The sequence below is a fragment of the Synechococcus sp. RC10B2 genome (assembly GCF_047502635.1).
In genome coordinates, this window is record NZ_JANSHO010000090.1 from 22,930 (window position 1) to 40,147 (window position 17,218).

General features: G+C 56.8%; 14 protein-coding genes. 10 read left to right on the top strand and 4 right to left on the bottom strand.

Annotated elements, in window-relative coordinates:
- Nucleotides 1-65: 65 nt before the first annotated feature.
- The 4 genes from NW855_RS14335 to NW855_RS14350 all read right to left on the bottom strand — a co-directional run bounded on the left by NW855_RS14335 (nt 66) and on the right by NW855_RS14350 (nt 5,858).
- Complete coding sequence (locus tag NW855_RS14335; RefSeq protein WP_414508997.1) at nt 66-3,695, bottom strand: PAS domain S-box protein; 3,630 nt, start codon at nt 3,693-3,695, stop codon at nt 66-68.
- Nucleotides 3,696-3,973: 278 nt separating this feature from the next.
- Nucleotides 3,974-4,561, bottom strand: coding sequence for a hypothetical protein (locus tag NW855_RS14340; RefSeq protein WP_414508992.1), 588 nt, complete (start codon nt 4,559-4,561; stop codon nt 3,974-3,976).
- A 76-nt stretch (nt 4,562-4,637) separates the two neighbouring features.
- On the bottom strand, nt 4,638-5,246 hold the full coding sequence (locus NW855_RS14345) for a Uma2 family endonuclease (RefSeq protein ID WP_414390289.1): 609 nt from the start codon (nt 5,244-5,246) through the stop codon (nt 4,638-4,640).
- A 27-nt stretch (nt 5,247-5,273) separates the two neighbouring features.
- Complete coding sequence (locus tag NW855_RS14350; RefSeq protein WP_011431342.1) at nt 5,274-5,858, bottom strand: Uma2 family endonuclease; 585 nt, start codon at nt 5,856-5,858, stop codon at nt 5,274-5,276.
- A gap of 178 nt (nt 5,859-6,036) precedes the next feature.
- On the opposite strand from NW855_RS14350, the gene csx2 reads away from it, so the two are divergent.
- The 10 genes from csx2 to cas2 all read left to right on the top strand — a co-directional run bounded on the left by csx2 (nt 6,037) and on the right by cas2 (nt 17,155).
- Nucleotides 6,037-7,356 carry a TIGR02221 family CRISPR-associated protein gene (gene csx2, locus NW855_RS14355; protein WP_414508993.1) on the top strand — a complete coding sequence of 440 codons (1,320 nt, stop codon included), beginning with the start codon at nt 6,037-6,039 and terminating at the stop codon, nt 7,354-7,356.
- A 246-nt stretch (nt 7,357-7,602) separates the two neighbouring features.
- Nucleotides 7,603-10,593, top strand: a complete 2,991-nt coding sequence (gene cas10, locus NW855_RS14360) for a type III-B CRISPR-associated protein Cas10/Cmr2 (RefSeq protein ID WP_414508994.1) — start codon at nt 7,603-7,605, stop codon at nt 10,591-10,593.
- Nucleotides 10,590-11,717 (top strand): type III-B CRISPR module-associated protein Cmr3, encoded by a 1,128-nt coding sequence (locus tag NW855_RS14365; RefSeq protein ID WP_414508995.1) that lies wholly within the window; start codon nt 10,590-10,592, stop codon nt 11,715-11,717. The genes cas10 and NW855_RS14365 overlap by 4 nt, the downstream gene beginning before the upstream one ends.
- A gap of 33 nt (nt 11,718-11,750) precedes the next feature.
- Nucleotides 11,751-12,521: a type III-B CRISPR module RAMP protein Cmr4 gene (cmr4, locus tag NW855_RS14370; protein WP_414402816.1), complete on the top strand. Its 771-nt coding sequence runs from the start codon at nt 11,751-11,753 to the stop codon at nt 12,519-12,521.
- Between the two features lie 13 nt (nt 12,522-12,534).
- Nucleotides 12,535-12,927: a hypothetical protein gene (locus NW855_RS14375; RefSeq protein ID WP_099812778.1), complete on the top strand. Its 393-nt coding sequence runs from the start codon at nt 12,535-12,537 to the stop codon at nt 12,925-12,927.
- Entirely contained in the window at nt 12,927-13,568 is a 642-nt protein-coding gene (locus NW855_RS14380; protein ID WP_099812779.1) for a Uma2 family endonuclease, read from the top strand. The genes NW855_RS14375 and NW855_RS14380 overlap by 1 nt, the downstream gene beginning before the upstream one ends.
- A 227-nt stretch (nt 13,569-13,795) precedes the next feature.
- Nucleotides 13,796-15,556: an RAMP superfamily CRISPR-associated protein gene (locus NW855_RS14385; protein WP_414508996.1), complete on the top strand. Its 1,761-nt coding sequence runs from the start codon at nt 13,796-13,798 to the stop codon at nt 15,554-15,556.
- A gap of 32 nt (nt 15,557-15,588) precedes the next feature.
- On the top strand, nt 15,589-15,888 hold the full coding sequence (gene csx18, locus NW855_RS14390; protein ID WP_099812781.1) for a CRISPR-associated protein Csx18: 300 nt from the start codon (nt 15,589-15,591) through the stop codon (nt 15,886-15,888).
- Nucleotides 15,888-16,877 (top strand): CRISPR-associated endonuclease Cas1, encoded by a 990-nt coding sequence (gene cas1 / locus NW855_RS14395; RefSeq protein WP_414402814.1) that lies wholly within the window; start codon nt 15,888-15,890, stop codon nt 16,875-16,877. Before csx18 ends, cas1 begins: the two co-directional genes overlap by 1 nt.
- Nucleotides 16,877-17,155 (top strand): CRISPR-associated endonuclease Cas2, encoded by a 279-nt coding sequence (cas2, locus tag NW855_RS14400; RefSeq protein ID WP_414329659.1) that lies wholly within the window; start codon nt 16,877-16,879, stop codon nt 17,153-17,155. The genes cas1 and cas2 overlap by 1 nt, the downstream gene beginning before the upstream one ends.
- The last annotated feature ends 63 nt before the right edge of the window (nt 17,156-17,218 follow it).

The window sequence follows — 17,218 nt, forward strand, 5'->3', positions numbered from 1 at the left end:
TAAAGTGGCTCAAGGGCTTTTCCGCCCCGCACTCAAGTACGGGGCTACCAAGCTATCCTTTTGTGTCAAAGTTGGGGCAGATGAGGTAGGTGAAGCGTAAAGGTTGTCCAGCCGGCGGCGCTGCTCACCTCGATGGATCCGCGCAACTGATCCACCATCTGTTTCACCAAGGCCAAGCCCAGACCCGTGCCCCCTTCCTTCCAAGGATCGTTGCTGGGAATGCGGTAAAAGCGCTCAAAGATGCGGGTCAACTCCTCGGCGGGGATCGGCTGGCTATTGCTGACCTCGACGATGCTGCGGCGGTTTTCGGTTTCTACCCGTAGGCGGATGGATCCCTGGGCCGGGGTGTATTTCACAGCATTGTGCAGCAGCTCCCGCAGGATACGTTGCAACAGCAAGGGATCCGTTGTGATGGTGCTTTCTAGGGGGACGCTGGCTTGAAAGCTCTGCCCCTTGGCGCGGGCCCGCTCTTCGGTAACGGTCAGCAGATCCCCCAGCAGATCTCGCCAGGTGAGGGCTTGCACCTCCAGCGCATAGGCCCCCGCCTGCAGCCGCTGCAGATCCAGCAGGTCGTTGATGAGCTCGATCTCCCGCTGGCACTCCCGCTCGGCAATGAGGAAGTATTGCGCTCGTTTCTCCTCTGAGCGAGCTATCTGCAGCATTTTCAGGGCCATTTTCAGGCTGGCCAGGGGAGTGCGCAGCTCGTGGCTGACGGTGCTGATGAAGTCGTCTTTGAGACGGTTGAGGCGCTCCAGGGCTTGCACCTGCTCTTGGGCAGCCTGGAACAGGCGCGCCTGGCGCAGCCCAATGGCACATTGGTTGGCCACCTGCTGGATAAGTTGGATCTCCTGGTCGTCGAAAGGACGCGCCGCCGAGCGAAAGATCCACAGATCCCCCAGCACTTGGCCTTTATCTAGCAAGGGACAAGCCATTACTACCTGGCGGTTTTCCGAGGCTCGCCCTAAGAAGCAAAATAGACAAGGCTGCCCTGCAGTTAATTGTCGATACACGGTTTCGTAAGGCCCTCCCTGCAAAGGGATGGAGAGGTTCAGATAAGAATCGGAGCGGGGGCAATACTCGTAGCGGATGGTGGAAAGGGTGAGCTCGGCGTTGTAAAGGCCGATATCGCAGCCATCGGCATCCAGGCTCTCCCCTAGCTCGCGCACGGCAGCGCTGAGGATCTCGGCTTCGTCGAGAGAATCGCGCACGCGGTTGGTAATGCTTCTTAGGAAAGCCTCAAATTGCAAAGCCCGCTCTAGCTCCGCAGTGCGCTGCCGCACTTTTTCTTCTAGCGTTTGGTTTAGAGCTTTTACCTGCTCGTACAACTGAGCCTGTTGCAACGCGATAGCCAACTGGTCGGTCAGCTTCTGCAAAAGCTCAATTTCCCACTCCTGCCACGGGCGGCTGGATTGGCAGTGCTGCGCCACCAAGAGGCCCCAAAGGTCTTCACCCCGTCGGATTGGGATCACCAAGTTGGCCTGGGCCTGGAAAGATTCCAAGAGCTGCCGATAGCAAGGATCCAAACTGGCGGTCGCCACATTTTCGATGGCTTGCACAAAGCTCTGCTGGTACTTGCGATGGCAGGGATCCCTGTGGAAATACTCATCCCACACGGAGCGGCCCAAGTGGCTGGGCCAGGGATCCAGCACCGCCTCGGCAGCTACCCATCCCCCTATGCCGTCCTGTAACTGGTAGATCATCACCCGATCCACCTGGAGAAACTCTCGCACTTCCGCCGCTGTAGTGTGCAAGAGGGGCTGCAAGTCCAAGTTCTCGCGGATGCGGCGCAGCAGGGATCCCAGGAGTCTCTCTCGCTCTGCCTCTTGCAGCAGCAGATCCTGGGCTTGTTTGAGGGGGGTGATATCTACCACAATGCCGCAAACGGCATAGGGATCCCCCTGGCAATCTCGCAGGGCAAATTTGGTAACCCACTGGCTCAATTGCTTGCCATTGCGGGAAAAAGTCCGCTCGTAGCTGACAGGATCCGGAGATTGGAGGGCTCTCTGATCCTGCTCTCGGAACTCGCGGGCCTCTTCGGGAGTGAAAAGCTCATCATCCAGCTTGCCAATAAGTTCTCCTAGCTCAGAACCTCTCTGTTGTAGATAAAACCTGTTGGCGTGAAGATAGCGCCCCTCCAGGTCTTTGAGGAAGATGGAAAAAGGGATCCCATCCAGAATAGCCCTAAGCCGAGCTTCGCTTTCTTGTAGAGCCAGCTCTGCTTCTTTCTGCTCCGTAATATCTTCGGTAATGCCTGCGATGTGAACGACTTCCTGCTGCTCGTTCAAGACAGGGTAACAAGAGGTACGCAACCAGCGCAGCCTGCCATCTGGGTGGAAAATCCGATAGGTAACTGACGTTTTGCCTTGGGTGGCAAGAGACAGGGTTTCCATCACTCTTGGCAGATCCTCTGGGTGGATCCTTTCCTTCCACAGATCCGGCTGGCGATAAAGCTCCTCTGGTGTGTATCCGAAAATCTGTTCACAACGAGGACTTTTGTAAAGAGCGCGGCTAAAGTCTGCCGACTGTAGGAAGAAAGTCACCGGTACAGCCTCTGTAATTTCCCGAAAGCGGGCCTCGCTCTCTCGCAAAGCCAGTTCCACCTGCTTTTGTTGGGTGATATCGCGGCTGCTGCACACAATCCCCTGCACTAAAGGATCCTGCAAAAGGTTGGTGCAGCGGCTCTCCAGCCACACCCAATGGCCATCGGCGTGCTGCAACCGATAGACAAAGCTGAGCGTCTCGCCAGGCCGAGCCTTCAGTTGTTCAAGGGCGTCGGCAACGATCTGGCGATCTTCCGGGTGAACCCAATCCAGAGGTATAGGTTCTCCCTCCTCAGGACAACGACCCAAGACTTTCTCGGTAACCGGGCGATTGAGAGTATGAACCAAGCCTTGGGCATCGATCCACCACAAAATGTCGTGGCTGTTGTCGAGGAAGGCGCGAAAGCGCTCCTGTTGTTCTCGCAGTTGTTGTTCCAGCCGCTTTTGCTCGGTAATATCCAAGACAATGCCGAGCCATCCCAAACCTTTGGACTCATCCTGCAGCTTGACAGCCAGGCGATAGGTGTAGCGCTCTTGGCCTTGGATGATTTCCTTGCTCTCCAATCGGGAAAACCCTTGCCGCTCCAGGTCAGACAAGGCTTGCCCAGTGTACTCCAGCCAGTGGGGATGTTGCTGCGCTGCCTCTTGCAGAGAAGTGCCCAGCAGGTCGCCATACCAGGCGCGGTCAGTGGCATTTTGCAAAATCAGCACTCCCTGGGGATCCCTGGCCCACACCGCCAATGGCAGGGCATCCAACAAGGTGCGCAGTTGGGCCTCCCGCAGCCGCAGGTTTTCTTCCAACTGTTTCTTCTCGGTAATGTCTCGGCCCACGCCGCGAATAAACTGCAAGCGGCCCCGCCGGTCAAAAATGCCTTGGTTGATCCACTCAAACCACCGCACCTGCCCCAACGCATCCGATACCCTGCCAACTCGGGTGAAGGTAGGCTGCTGAGGGGTGAGCTGGGCTATCTTTTGCCGCACCTGCTCTTGCTCTTCTGTCGGCAGCACGTCGATCCAGCGCCTGCCCCGCCAATCCCCCAAGATTTTCTGGCAAGCTTCGTTACATTCCACCACCGTCGTATCTGCACGCGCCAGCATGATGACATCGGGAAAACCCACATGATCCCGCTGCAGCCAGCGCTTTTGCCAGTACATCACCACGGCCAGTGAGGATCCCCAAAGGAGCAGCCAAAGCCATCCGGGCAGAGTGTTTCGGTCGAGTAAGGTGTTTAGGTTGACTAGATTCCAGGAGACGCTCATGATTACGTAGTTAAGTATAAGTAAGTGTATGGAGTGTCAAAGCTTACAAGAATCTCAGCAGCATTTCTAACCCAGGATCAAGCACTGTGCCAACAATTCCCCATCTCCCCGAAAAGGAGAGCAAAGTTTGAGTCTACTGGAACGGTGGGGCAGTATCCTCGAAAAGGGGGCTTTCAGGGTGAAGAGTTGTTTCTTAGGTTTCCTGAGTGTTCGGATAGATAGTTCTGAATCCAGCGCACCAGCCGCTGAGAGAGCACGAAAGCTTCTGGTTCGTCCCCTTTGATGCCGACTTGGCTGCTAAAGCAGGCGATGACCTCCTCGTTCAGCTCCGGTTTAGAAGGATCGCTGTGAAACTGCAGCCGCACTTGGCTTTGGACCTGAAAACTCTCTTGAGCTTGGTTATCCAAAACTTCCTGACCCACTCGATGCAGCCGCACTCCTTTCAACTGAGCCAAGGGATAGGAAAACACCTGCTGCCGCCAAAAGCCCCAAGGGCCACCCAGCCGGGTCAAGGTCACCCGTTGGCTTTGGCAATCTAGATTCAGGATCTGCCCCAACCCCCAAGGGATCCCAATCCCCAGGCCCGCTGCTACGGCCAGCAACCCCACCAGCGGCGAGCGGCCCCAGAGCTGGGATCCCAGCGCCAACAGCCCCAAACCCGCCACCACCCGCCAGGCCAGTTGCTCAGGGGTAAACCTTTGCAGGGCAATTCGCAGCCGTCTGGGGTTGCGCTCCAGAACTTGCAGGTAAACCGGCCTCATGAAATTGGATCCCGTTTTTGGCGCCAGTTTACCAGGTGCCGCGGAACCCTGGAAGACTTGCGAGCTTGGCAAACAGCTAAAACTCAGGTTCGGCAAAAAACTCTGACAAATCCAAGGCAAACCCAGGGATCACCTCTTCGCCTTCCAGGATATCTCCTGGCCGCTTCAATGCTGCGGGCTCAGGCTGACGGTAAACCAAAACATACTTTTCTTCGGGATGAATAAGCCAAACAAGGCGGGATCCATTTTCAAAGTACTCGACGATTTTATTGTGGATCTCTCCCACTGTGTTGACTTCAGAGAGAACTTCTACAACCAAATCTGGGGATCCCTCGATATAGCCCTTGGGGATCCCGCCGAGAGATCGCAGCCGCTCCTTGGAGAAGAAAGAACAATCTGGGGAGCGGCGATTGCCAGATTTCATCTTAAACGAAGTATCGGAGTCAAAAGTAAAGCCAATCTTTTGGCTGCGAACATAGGCACCTAGGAGGATGTGAATCAAACTTACATAGTATCCATGCCTTGCACTTGCCGAACCCAAAGCAATCAGCTTCCCATCGACAACTTCATAGCAATTGCCATCATCGGGCAGAGCCATAAACTCTTCATCAGTCCAAATCTTCCGAGAAGCTGTTGCAGAGCTTTCGGCAGGTTCCTTTGCTAGCCTTTCCAGAGCTTCAATCATGGTAGCCCTCTCAGATAGCTAAAACAACTAAGGGATCCGAGCCTGGGCAAACACATCCTGGGGGACAACCTTCAAGCCGGGCAGAAACTCATCTTGGATGGCTTGGGATCCCGTAAAAGTCCGCGGCGGGGCATCGGGGTAGAAAACGGTGATGCTCTTGGCTTGGGGATCCACAACCCAAACGCGAGGGATCCCAGCTTCCAGATAGTCCGCTGCTTTTTGAAGTACAGCCCCAAAACTCTGGCCGGGAGAAAGAATCTCCACTACCAGTTCGGGAGCGACGGGACAAGGGCCGTCTTCCTCAAGCTGCGCTGGCCAGCGTTCAAAGGAAACATAGAGCAAATCGGGAACAGGAAGCCAATCTTGATCCTGCCTTTGCAAAACAACTGCCAGCTCTGTGTACACATCCCCCTTGCCTTGACACCAGGCATCCAGAATGAAAAGCAGCCGCTTCTGCAAAGAGGCATGAAATCTCTGAGGAGACATCGGCAAATCTTTGGGAACAGCTTGTCCATTGACCAGCTCATAGGTAGTATCTTCCTCTGGCAAGGCGAGAAACTGTTCGGGAGTAAGTTTTGGATGAGCAATCGACAGCTCTTCGGTCGATAGCATGCCAGGATCCCTCTCGTTCTAGAGGCCAACTGCTTTCTAGTTCTAGGCTAACTTTGGGTTTTTCGCCTTCACTGCGCGGGAAAAGGCCTCTTGTTTTTGGGAAGGGGGGGCTTCCAGGTTGCGGTAGCTTGCCAGCGGTTGTGCTTTGATGCGTTGCAGACCCACCTGGAGGATCCCTATGGCTAAAACCCTTTTGACCACCCTGGGCACTGGCGACTACACCGAGACGACGTATTTCTTTGGGGAGCAAAGGGCAGACAAAACCTGCTACGTCGCCAAGGCCCTCTGCCAGCTCTTTGAAATTGATAGAATCATCCTCCTGCTGACGGAGGAGGCCCGCGCCAAGCACTGGGGCCGCTTGCAGGAGTCCTTGCCACCCCAGGTGGAGAAGGTGGCCAAAGCCATTCCTGAGGGCAAAACGGAAGCGGAGACCTGGGAGATTTTCGACGTGCTGGTCGATGGCATCGAGCCCAACAGCCGGCTGCTTTTTGATATCACCCACGCCTTTCGCTCCATCCCGCTGCTGGTGCTCTTGGGAGCCGCCCTTTTGCGCAAGGCCAAAAATGTCGAGATCCAGGGGCTCTACTACGGCCTCTACCGCCCTGGCCAGGCGGAGACCCCCATTATCGATCTCACGCCGGCCATTCGGCTTCTGGACTGGCTGACGGCCAGCGACAAGTTCATCAGCACCGGCTCGGCAGTAGAGCTGGGCCAGCTTTTGGACACCGTTCAACGGGACTTCTACCGACAGCAAAGGCCCGGCAAAGGGGATCCCAGGCCCACCCGGCTGCAGAGCTTTGGACAAGCCATCCGCGACATCTCCCGTTCTCTGGAGCTGGTGAGGCCGGTCAGCCTGCAGGAGGACTTGCGCAAGTTACAAAGACACTCTACCCAGGAGTTGGCAGAAGAGGTGGGCCAATTTGCCAAGCCCTTCGGCCTGCTGCTGCAAAGCATTCAAAATAGCTACAGCCAACTGGCGCTGCCGGCAGACCAGAAGGAGGATCCCCGCGCTCAAGTTCAAAAGCACTTTCAACTGCTGCGCTGGTATGTGGAAAAGCGCTTCACCACCCAAGCCATTCTCTTGGCCCGCGAGTGGGTGGTTTCTGCCCTTTGCCTCTGTGAGGGGATCCAAAACTACCTCGAACGAGAAGCGCGGCAGGGAATTGAACACCAGTTGGGATCCCTTATCCAGCGGAGAAAGCAGCCCTTGGGAGATCCCCCTGCAACTGGCGAATCAGTCCAGCAAGAGGAGCAGCTTCAGTTCCTTCCTCCCATTGCCGCCCACGTTTCGGATGTGAAGCAGCTTGCTGATCTTTGGTCTTGCCTAAGCGAATACCGCAACGACGTAGCCCATGTGCAGATGAATCCCGATCCCCTGGGCGGCGAGGCCTTGGAGAGCTTTGTGCTGCAGAAGCTGCTGCCGAAACTGGAAGCGCTGTTTCCTGAATTGACTCGAACAGAGGGGGAATTGGAAGGGGATCCTTCCAATTCTCGGTAGGCTACCAACGTCGGCCCACCCTCAGGTTCTGGGTTTTCAATTTCGGTCCAGCGGTTGGCAGGGGCTGAGCTTGAACAAGTCCTATTGACCTGGAGAAATACTGAAAAAAACCTGAGGGCCGGTCGGGATCGGCGGACTTTGTTTTGTAGCTTCTGCAGCCGGCTATCGGGTGGCTGCTGGGGTTTTGTCTACTTTGTTTCTTGCACGTTCAGTTCTTAACTTTCCTATCTTTCCTGCGAAAACACCATGTCTTATCACTACTACTGGCAAGCAAAGCTCTGGGGCCTGCTGCATGATCCTGCCCTCAAAGCCCTCCACGACGCCTCTGGCCGCGCTAAGGAAGGGCTGTGGCCAAACCTAGCAGCGATGCAGGGGTGGATCTCGCCCAAGGCAGAGGGATCCCCTCTGGCACAGGTGGGAGATGCGGATCTGGTCGCCTCCGCCAGCGATCGGGCCGCCATTGGCCACCTGCCCGTTGCCATCGACTACCAGGTAGCTGATTGCAGCCAGAGCCTGGGGCCGGGCTTAGAGATGAGCCATCTGCTTTCCGGGCGCAAGCGCTTTTGGCAACTGCCCGAAGAAGAACACCGGGCCCTGCGGCAGGCCAGCTCCCGCGCCGAGTACCTGCTGCAGCGGGAAGCAAGGGTAGTTCCCGACTGGATCTGGCAAGAGGAAGACATCCAGAAGGTGTTCTGGTGGTTCTGGCGCTGTTTCCCCCAGGCGTTGGTTCGGGAATTTGGCGATGAAAACCTTCTGCTTTTGCCAGCAGAAACGCGGCTGCCCGATGGATCCCTGTGGAGCCACACCAGCGTTGTGGCGGCCCTGGCAGGCTGTTTGGCCGGCTACGACGAACCCAAGTTCACGCGGCCTTTTTTGGCCAGCTTGACCTTCAACCCCATCCAGGAGCTGATCAAAGCCAGCCGCAAGATGCGGGACTTCTGGGCTGGATCCTGGCTGTTGCACTACCTCTCGGCACGGCTTTGCTGGCGCCTGGCGGAGAAATACGGCCCCGACTGCCTGCTCTACCCCAGCCTCTACGGCCAGCCTTTGATCGACGCTTGGCTGCTGGAGAAGTACCCCCCCTTTGCCGAGTGGATCCCGCAGCCTTCTGCCAACACTCTGCTCACCGCCGGCTTCCCCAACGTGATCCTCTTGCTGTTGCCCGAAGAGCGGCTGCAGGCGGCCATGCAGTTGGCCCAGCAGACCCTCAAAGAAGAATGGCGCCACCTGGCGGAAAGAGCGCTGGAGCACCTGCAACTGGAGCGCCGCTGGCTGGTGCAGTTGCGCCCAGAAGATCCCACCTGGGGGGGATGGCTGGAGCACCAGTGGCAGTTCTACTGGGCGGCAGCGCCCCTGGGATCCCCCCAGCAAAGGCTCAAAGACACCGCCATCCTCAGGTCCCAGGAGTCCATTGAGCGGGATCCCTGGGTCAGCGCCCAAAACCGCACCTACCACCTCAAAGGAAAGCGGCAGCTTTTTGCCGACGCGGAGCTGGAGTTCCTGCGGATCAGCTTCTGGGATCCCGAAAGGCAGCAGCACCGCCAGCACAAGCCAGGGCTAAACGTAGGCTCCTGGTGGGCAGCGGCAGTGGAGGCGACGCGCCGGCTGCAGGCAGCTTGCAAACAGGCCCGCGATTGGCAGTTGCCGGTGGCCTTTGGGCCGCGCAGCACTGTCTCTGGCGTGGGGCCGGTGGTTCACCCTTCCCCCGGGGATCGCTGGATTGGCGAAGGGGAGAGCCGGCGGCTTTGGCAGCGCCAGGCAGGGCTTTTCGATGGCCGCGAGCAGCTCAACGCCACCGAAACGGTTAAGCGGGCCCTAGACAAGGTGTTGCCGGAGCTCTTCCCCACCCTCGACGAAGACGAGGTCGCCGCTTCCTACCCAGATCTCACTGCTGGCGTGGCCGGTTACCTGAAAACCCACGGGCGACGCGAGCTGGAGCACTTCGAGCAGGCCTGCCGCGCCGTTGAGGCCATCCACCCCGCCATTCGGGAGGTCATCCGAGAAATGCGCGGCAAGTGGGGGATCCCGTGGGCTGACCAGCAAAACCTGCGCTACCACCCGCGGCTGCTCAACGTCGGCTGGCTGGTGGAAGACCTGGAAGCGGACGAGGCAACCCAGAAGCGCTGCCGCCAGGAGATAGAAGCCACCCTCAGCCGCTACTACCCCAGCATCAACCCCGCCAGTTGGTACGTGCTGGCCGCGGGCGATGGCGACGACATGGGCCAGTGGCTGAGCGGGGGGAAGATGAAGCCCTACTACGACTACCTGCCCCAGCCGCTGCAGCGCCTAGCGGATGGCCAGAGGGACGCTATTGGCCGCGTCCTCGACTCTGAAGAGCTCAAGCAAGTCAAGGACGCCTTCAGCGAGTTTGTTAAAGCCAGCCGCAAGCGCATGGGCCCAGCCACCCACAGCGCCCTCAGCCGGGCTCTGTTGGATTTTTCCGGCCAGTTGGTGCCCTACCTCACCGAGCAGCGCTATGCCGGCAGGCTTATCTACGCCGGGGGGGACGACGTTCTGGCCTACACCAACCTCTGGGAGTGGGATGGCTGGCTCTGGGACATCCGCCAATGTTTCCGCGGCGGCGAAGACGACTGGCGCGAGTTTGCCAACGGAGGGGACTACTGGCAGTGGCAAAAGGCGCAGTTGCCGGCTGGCCTCAGCCGTCGCCCTCTTTTTACCCTGGGATCCCTGGCCAGTATTAGCTTTGGCGTGGTGATTGCCCACCACTCGGTGCCCCTGGCCATTGCCCTGGAGAATCTCTGGGAGGCAGAACAAGGCGCCAAAGAGCAGGCCTATGCCCAGGGCAGCTCCAAAGACAGCGCCCAGGTGCGGGTACTGTTTGCCAACGGCAACCAACTGGTGAGCACCTGCAAGTTCGACACCTTCGACAAGTGGAAAGACCTGCTGGATTTTGACTGGAAGCTGTTGGGCCAAAAGCAGGATCAAAGCTCCCTATTTGAACACGCCGCCCAGCTCTGGGAGCAGCACCCAGCCCCCAGCCTGGAAGCGGTGCCTGCTTGGGCCCGCCTGTTCTGCAGCCGCCGGGATCTCTTCCACGGCGAAAGCGAGCAGACGGATCGTTTCCAGACCCAGCTAATCGCATTTATCCAGCACTTTTGGCAGCACAGCCTGCCCGCCCAGCCGGGGGCCTGGGATCTGGCCATCAAAAACTGGTTCAAGCTGGCGGCCTTTGTGCTGCGCAACCGCACCGTCACTTTGGGGAGGAACGGTCGATGAGTTGGTTCACGCTATCGCCTCTAGATGTGTGGATGTTTCGCGATGCCAAGCCCTTTGCGCCGGGGGAGCGGGCCTGGGCCAATAGCGGCTTTCCCCCCAGCGGCCACACCTTGGCCGGCGCCATTCTGGCTCACCTGGGCCAGCCGGCAACCCTGCGCCTATGCGGCCCTTTCCTTTGCTGGGATGAGCAGCTTTACTTCCCCGGCCCTCTGCACCTCTACCAGGGATCCCCGCTGGTGCCCATCCCCTGGCTGGAAGAGGGCCATTCCTATGACGGCTACCGTTGGGATCCCACCCGGCCCGCCCCTTTGGTGGCAGCAGCTCCGGAGGAGGAACGGCCAAGCTCCAAGCAAAAGGCCGCCGGCTACCTGCCCTTTCAGGCGGTGCAAACTGCACTGCAGGGCAAGGGCTGGGATCTGGAGCAGGCAGTAAAGTCCCCCTGGGTGGCGGAGGTGCGGCCCCACAACACCCTGCAGGCAGGCAAACGCCAGGTGCGGGAGGCCGAGGGCTACTTTGTGGAAACCTGCATCCGCCTGCAGCCCGGCTGGAGCCTGGCCCTTTCCATCGAGTGCTGGGATCCCGATCGCGAAACTTGGGATCCCTTGCCTCTGAAGCAAGAAGTGGTGGTGCGGCTGGGAGGAGAAGGCCACGGCGCCCTCTTAAGCCCCTGTCCAAAGCTGGGCGAGCAATGGCAAGCGCTGCAGGAGCTCTCCCGGCAGACCTTCCGGCAAGCCCGCCGAGCTCTGGCCTACCTGGTGACCCCCGGCGTGTTCATCAAAAAGGTGGAGGGGCGCTCCCTCTGCCGCGCCTGGCCCTGGGAGTGGCGCTTGGCCACCCCTCATCCTGCCCACTCCCTCACTGGCCCTCTGGTGAGCGTGGCCACCGGCAAACCGGTTCCCATTAGTGGCCGCCTGCGGGTGGAGTCCCTGACAGAGCCGCGCAAGACCAGCCTACCGGCTCCGCAAGTGTTTGCCGCCCCGCCTGGCAGCATCTACTACCTGGAGCATCCAGCTCCCCTTGCCCAGGACGAGCCGGAGCTGGAAAATGGCCGGCTCAACGTCTTCCACCGCTGGCGGCTGTTGGGCTACAGCGAGTTGCTCTGGCTGCCTTGGGTCAACTTTTGAAGTCCTGTTTTGACGGATAAGGAGTGTTTTTCTATGAGCTTTCACCTGGTTTATCTCACCCTGTTAACCCCCCTGCACACCGGCGGCACCACCCAAGAAGGCAACCTCTTGGGCATTGCCCGCGAAGCCCACACCAACTTGCCCTACATTCCTTCCAGCACCATCCGCGGCAAATTGCGGGCCAGCGTGGCCGAGAAAGAGTTAAAGTTCGAGCTCTTTGGCAACGAAATTGGGGAAGGGGATCAGCTTACCCAAGGCTCCATTTGGATTGGGGATGGATCCCTCTTGTGGGTGCCGGTGGCTTCCCTCAGCCACGGGGTAGTCTGGATTAGCTGCCCCCTCTTGCTCAAGCGCTGGCTGCGGCTAAGTGGTCAAAAGTTGGATGCGCCGGATCCCTATAGCACCAACTTGGAGACAAACCGACCCATCTACCTTAAGGATGCCATCCTAAAAAATGGCCTGAAAAAGTGGGAAAACTGGCAAAGCTTTGTCAAATCTTCCAGCATCAGCCGCGTCCTTGTCTTGCCGGATCAGCACTGTGCCACCCTTATTCAAATGAGCCTGTGGCGGCAGGTAAAAGTTAAGCTCAGCGAGCACAAAGTTGTAGAAGGCGGCTTTCGCTACGAAGAGGCCATCCCCCCCGATAGCCTGATGTACTTTACCTGGGGGGTAACAGCCCAGGCCAACGGCAGTTCCCAAGAAGCAGTGGAGCAATTTCAGAAGCTTATCCAGAAGAACCAACTTCTACAAATTGGCGGCCAAGAGAGCCTAGGCCGGGGCTTTGTCGAGTTGTCTTGGAACTAGTTGAGGAGGCTTTATGGAAACTTTTGATCCCCGCACGTTGGCCAAGCCCGTTTACGAATCCCTTCGCCAGTTAAGGGCTCAAACCAGAGACCAAGAAAAGCTTAAGGAGCAGAAAAACCAGGCTGTGGAGCTCTACACCTACCTTTCCACCTGGGGACTGCTGCGCCTTAAGGCAGAAGAAGATGCCCTCAACCAGGAAGGGAAAAAACAAGTAGTCAAGGAGTTTTTTGATTGCCTAGAAGAGATCTCTGGCCAAAAGGGAATTGCTAACTCCAACGGCCTGGATCGTCTTATGCAATTGGGAGTTGAAGAGTATCTAGGTTTAACAGGGCTAGGTCTGGCTTTGGCTCAGGAATTCGGCTTTTGGGCTATGGCCATCTACCACGACATTAAAGGAGGAGAGTAATGGGCGTCGCGATCCCCCTGCAAGCGATTTCCCTGCAAGAAGGCAGCCGAGTGGTTATTCATTCTCTTACCTGGCAAGACTGCGAGAGCATTCTGGAGGAGCTGGGCGAAGATCGCCACACTCGCATTGCCTACTACGATGGCACTTTTGAGATCATGTCTCCTTTATCCAAACACGAGCGCCTTCATCGCATTGCCAGTGACATTGTAAAGGCTCTCTTAGATGCTCAGGGGAGAGATTGGGAAGACTTTGGCTCAACAACCCTCAAAAAGCCAGGCAGAGCTGGCGTGGAGCCCGACACCTGCTTCTATGTCAATCACCTGGAGTTGGTGCGAGGTTGCGAGGGCAGGATCGATGTCGATCAGTTGCCCCCACCTGATCTGGCCATCGAGTCCGACGTTACTTCCCGAACTTTTATCGAGGCCTATAGAGCCATCGGCGTGCCGGAAGTTTGGATCTTGGGTGAGCGAAGTTTGCGGATCTTTATTCTGCAGGGAGAAGACTACGTAGAATCAAGCTGCAGCTGGCTTTTTCCAGACTTCGACATCCCCAATCTTGTACCTCAACTCATTCGACGCGCCCTAGAAATTGGCACCAGCGCTATGTTGCGCAAATTTCGGCAAACCCTTGGCAATTCCTAACGCTGTTTCCCACTTTTGGAGAAGATCCCATGACTGGCAATCGCCCTACTCGTCCTGGCAACGCTCCTCAGCCGCTTCCTCGTCCCCCCAGGCCAGGGGATCCCAGCCGCCGGCCGCCTCAGGAAAATCGGGGCCCTAATTCTCCTAGAGGAGGCAATGGAGGGGGAAACCAGCCGCGCGGTGGAGGAGGCAACAATCCTCCGCCCTCGCCTTGGCTGGGTCACCCCTTGGATCCCACGCCCAGGCCGGATCCCACCGCTGGCTTTATTGAATATCTGCGCTGGATGCGAGCGCCGCTTGATGCTTCTAAAGACGGCACCAAAGCGGAGCTGGCGCACCAAGTGGAAACAACGATCAACCTTGGAGCCCGCCTGAAAGTTTTGAATGAGCGCACCCAACGCATTGCCAGCGACACCTTTCAGGTTACTTGTCCCTGGCGAATTCGAGTCGGTGGGGCCAAGGGTCCAGAGAGCATGTTGCTCCCCGCTTTCGATCCCTTAGGGATCCCTTACATTCCCAGCTCCACCCTGCGCGGCGTAGCCCGATCCCAGGCCATTCGAGAGCTGATGCGGGAGCGCAATTTATCTTGGGAGCAAGCAGACAAAGCCGTAGCTCCTTGGTTTGGGCACCTACAAGCTGACGAAAAAGACAGGGCCGGCAAGGTTATCTTTTTGGATGCCTACCCGGTACCCACTCGGCCCCAACGGCGAGAGGATCCCGATAATTCTAAAACGGGGGGTCTAGCTGTAGATATTGCCAATAGTATCTGGAAATGGAATGGAAAAAATCTTGACTACTCGCCTAACCCTAACTTGTTCTTTTCTCTCAAGCAAGCCACTTTTTTAATTGGCCTGCGCAAAGGCCCCGGCTGCACCGATGAGATGCTGGATCAAGTCAAAGAGTGGCTGATCCAAGGGCTGGAGCAAGGGGTGGGATCCCAGGTGAATACCGGCTACGGTCGGCTGATCCCCCTAGGAAAATCGCTGGACAAGATGCAAGGGGAATTCCTGCGGCTGCCCTTCGAGCTAAAAGGCCAACTCATTCACGGGCGTCAAGTAGCTAACTGGAATCCGGGTAAGAATCGCTATGATAATCGACCCATTGCCGAAGTGCGGCCTGTGGCTTTTAAGAATATGCTGCGCTACTGGTTTCGCACTTTTGCCTTGGGGGTTTTGCCGGTTGTTCAGGTTCAGAAGTGGGAAGGACAACTGTTTGGCTCCATCACCCCCGAGCAGAAACACGGCTGGATCCATGTGGATTTGCTGAACGGCAAAGTCTCTCGGCCGGAGCCCAATCACCGAAGAGAAGCCGCAGGCCAACAGGAAGGGATCCTTGTCTTGAGTTTTTCTAGCGAGTGCCAAAATTACGCTTCCCCAGCAGAGCAGAAGGCGGTGGAAAAGCTCTTTACTAACCTCACCTGGATGATGTTCCATCTGGGGGGTGTGGGCCAAGGTGCTAGAAGACCCTGCTACTCCCGCCAGGATCGCGACCGGCCTCCCTGGTGGCGCGGCTCTACCCTAATTCCCAAGTCAGAGAGTCCCTTCTGGGAGCTGCCAGGATCGGTGGTCGAGTTTCAGAAGCTTTTCCAAAAGCGACTGGGCAGCTTCTTTGAGGCTCTCAAGACTCTAACCCAGCAAGCCATTAACCCCAACAGCCCACAAAGTTTTGGCCGAGTTGACAGGGATAAATGGCCAGAAGCAGTGGATGCCAACTGCAAGATTGTAGTCTGCAGCGGCAGGAAAGATTTCCACAAGCCCTATGCCCTGGCAACTTTGCATCGCTTGGGTCGGCGGGGGGAAGGCCAGTACGACCGATTTTTGTGCGGGGGTGTCCAGGGAGGTGCTCTGCCCTCTCCGGTTTGGATTGCCGATTTGGGTGATTACCAAGTGGTTACCGTTTTTGGGGCAACGGCAGATCCTAGGAAAAAGTATCTTGAGGAGCTCAAGAAAGATGCTGATGATTTTCAAGTAATCTGGCCCTTGAGATAGAAGAAATCTCGAAGAATTTTTGGAGAAACAAAATGCCCAAAAAGAAGATCAATGCCAAAGTTCTCAGAAACCTTGTTACAGCCGTAATCAATGGCTCGATTACACTGGCCATTTTGCTCATTGCTCCCTTGGGCCTGGCAGCCGTGATTACCAACACTATTTTGGTTGCCATTGCCAGCTTCTTTTCTGGAAGCTTAACAGAGATGGTCATGGATCTTTTGTCAAGCCCTGAAATTGACGTGGAGGTTTTGCCAGAAGAGCGCCAATCCAAGACCAGCACTTCCATAGAGCCAAGGCGAGGCTCAGAGAGTCTGCGTCGAGATGATCAATAATGCGAACCTTGTATGTTTCCCAGCAAGGGTGCAGGCTAAGCCTCAGGCAAGAGTTTGTGCTGGTTCATTTGGGCGAGTCGCTCTTGCAGGAGTTGCCTCTACCCTTGCTGGAGCAAATTTTAATCTTTGGCCGATCCCAGGTAACCACAGACGTAGTGAGAGCGTGCCTGAGGCGGAATATTCCTATTGCCTATCTCTCCCGGCTAGGCTATTGCTATGGTCGCCTTGTTCCTATAGAGAGGGGGTACCGCCGCTTAGCTCATTTGCAACAGGCGCTCCCTGAAGAATGGCGATTGCAAACGGCAGCCCAGATGGTGCGAGCCAAGCTTCTCAATAGCCGAGTGCTGCTGATGAGGCAGCTCAGGCAGCGCCCCACTGAGACAGGGGATCTGACCCTGCGCAGTCTGGAACATTTGGCTGCTCAAGCTCTTGAGGCCAAGTCTCTAGATCAATTGCGGGGCATTGAAGGAGCGGCTGCGGCTCTGTATTTCCCGGAATTGGGAAATTGCCTTCAGCAAAGGGGCTTTGTTTTGCTTAACCGCACTCGACAGCCGCCCACTAACCCGGTTAATGCCATGCTCAGCTTTGGCTACATGGTGCTCTGGAACCATCTATTAACCCTGATTGAGCTGCAAGATTTGGATCCCTATCAGGGTTGCTTGCACGCTAGCAGTGAACGCCATGCTGCTCTGGTTTCGGACTTACTGGAAGAATTTCGGGCGCCTATTGTAGATTCAATAGTCCTCTGGCTGATCAACAAGGGCATTATGAACATCGAAGAAGACTTTGAGTATCGCGATGGTGGCTGTTTTCTAAGTGATAGTGGCAGGAAAAAGTACCTTACAGCTTTCATCCAAAGAATGGAGGGATCCATCCAGACCCCTGACGGAGATCAACCCCGCTGGGATCTGCTAACGCAGCAAGTTAAAAAGTTTAAGCAATCCGTCTATAATCCTCAAGATTTGTACCAGCCCTACCGGATTCGCTGATGTTTCTTTATGTTGTTACCTACGATACTCCCTGCGACAAGCGACGCAAGAAAATTGCCGACCTGCTGGAAGGCTACGGCAAGCGCGTGCAATACAGCGTGTTTGAGTGCGTCCTCGACAAAGACAAGTTCGAGGAGCTCAAACTGCGGCTCCGCAAGAAGATCAAGCCCGAGGAAGACAGCGTCCGCTTCTATCCGCTCACTAGCTATGTCCTCGCCCAGGTGGAAATCTGGGGTGGGCCTGCCCTGACTGCACCCCCCAGCTCGGTCATTGTGTAGCTCAGGCAAGTCTGATACATTTACGCTGAACACTGCTGAACATCACTGTTCAACTATGCAGCG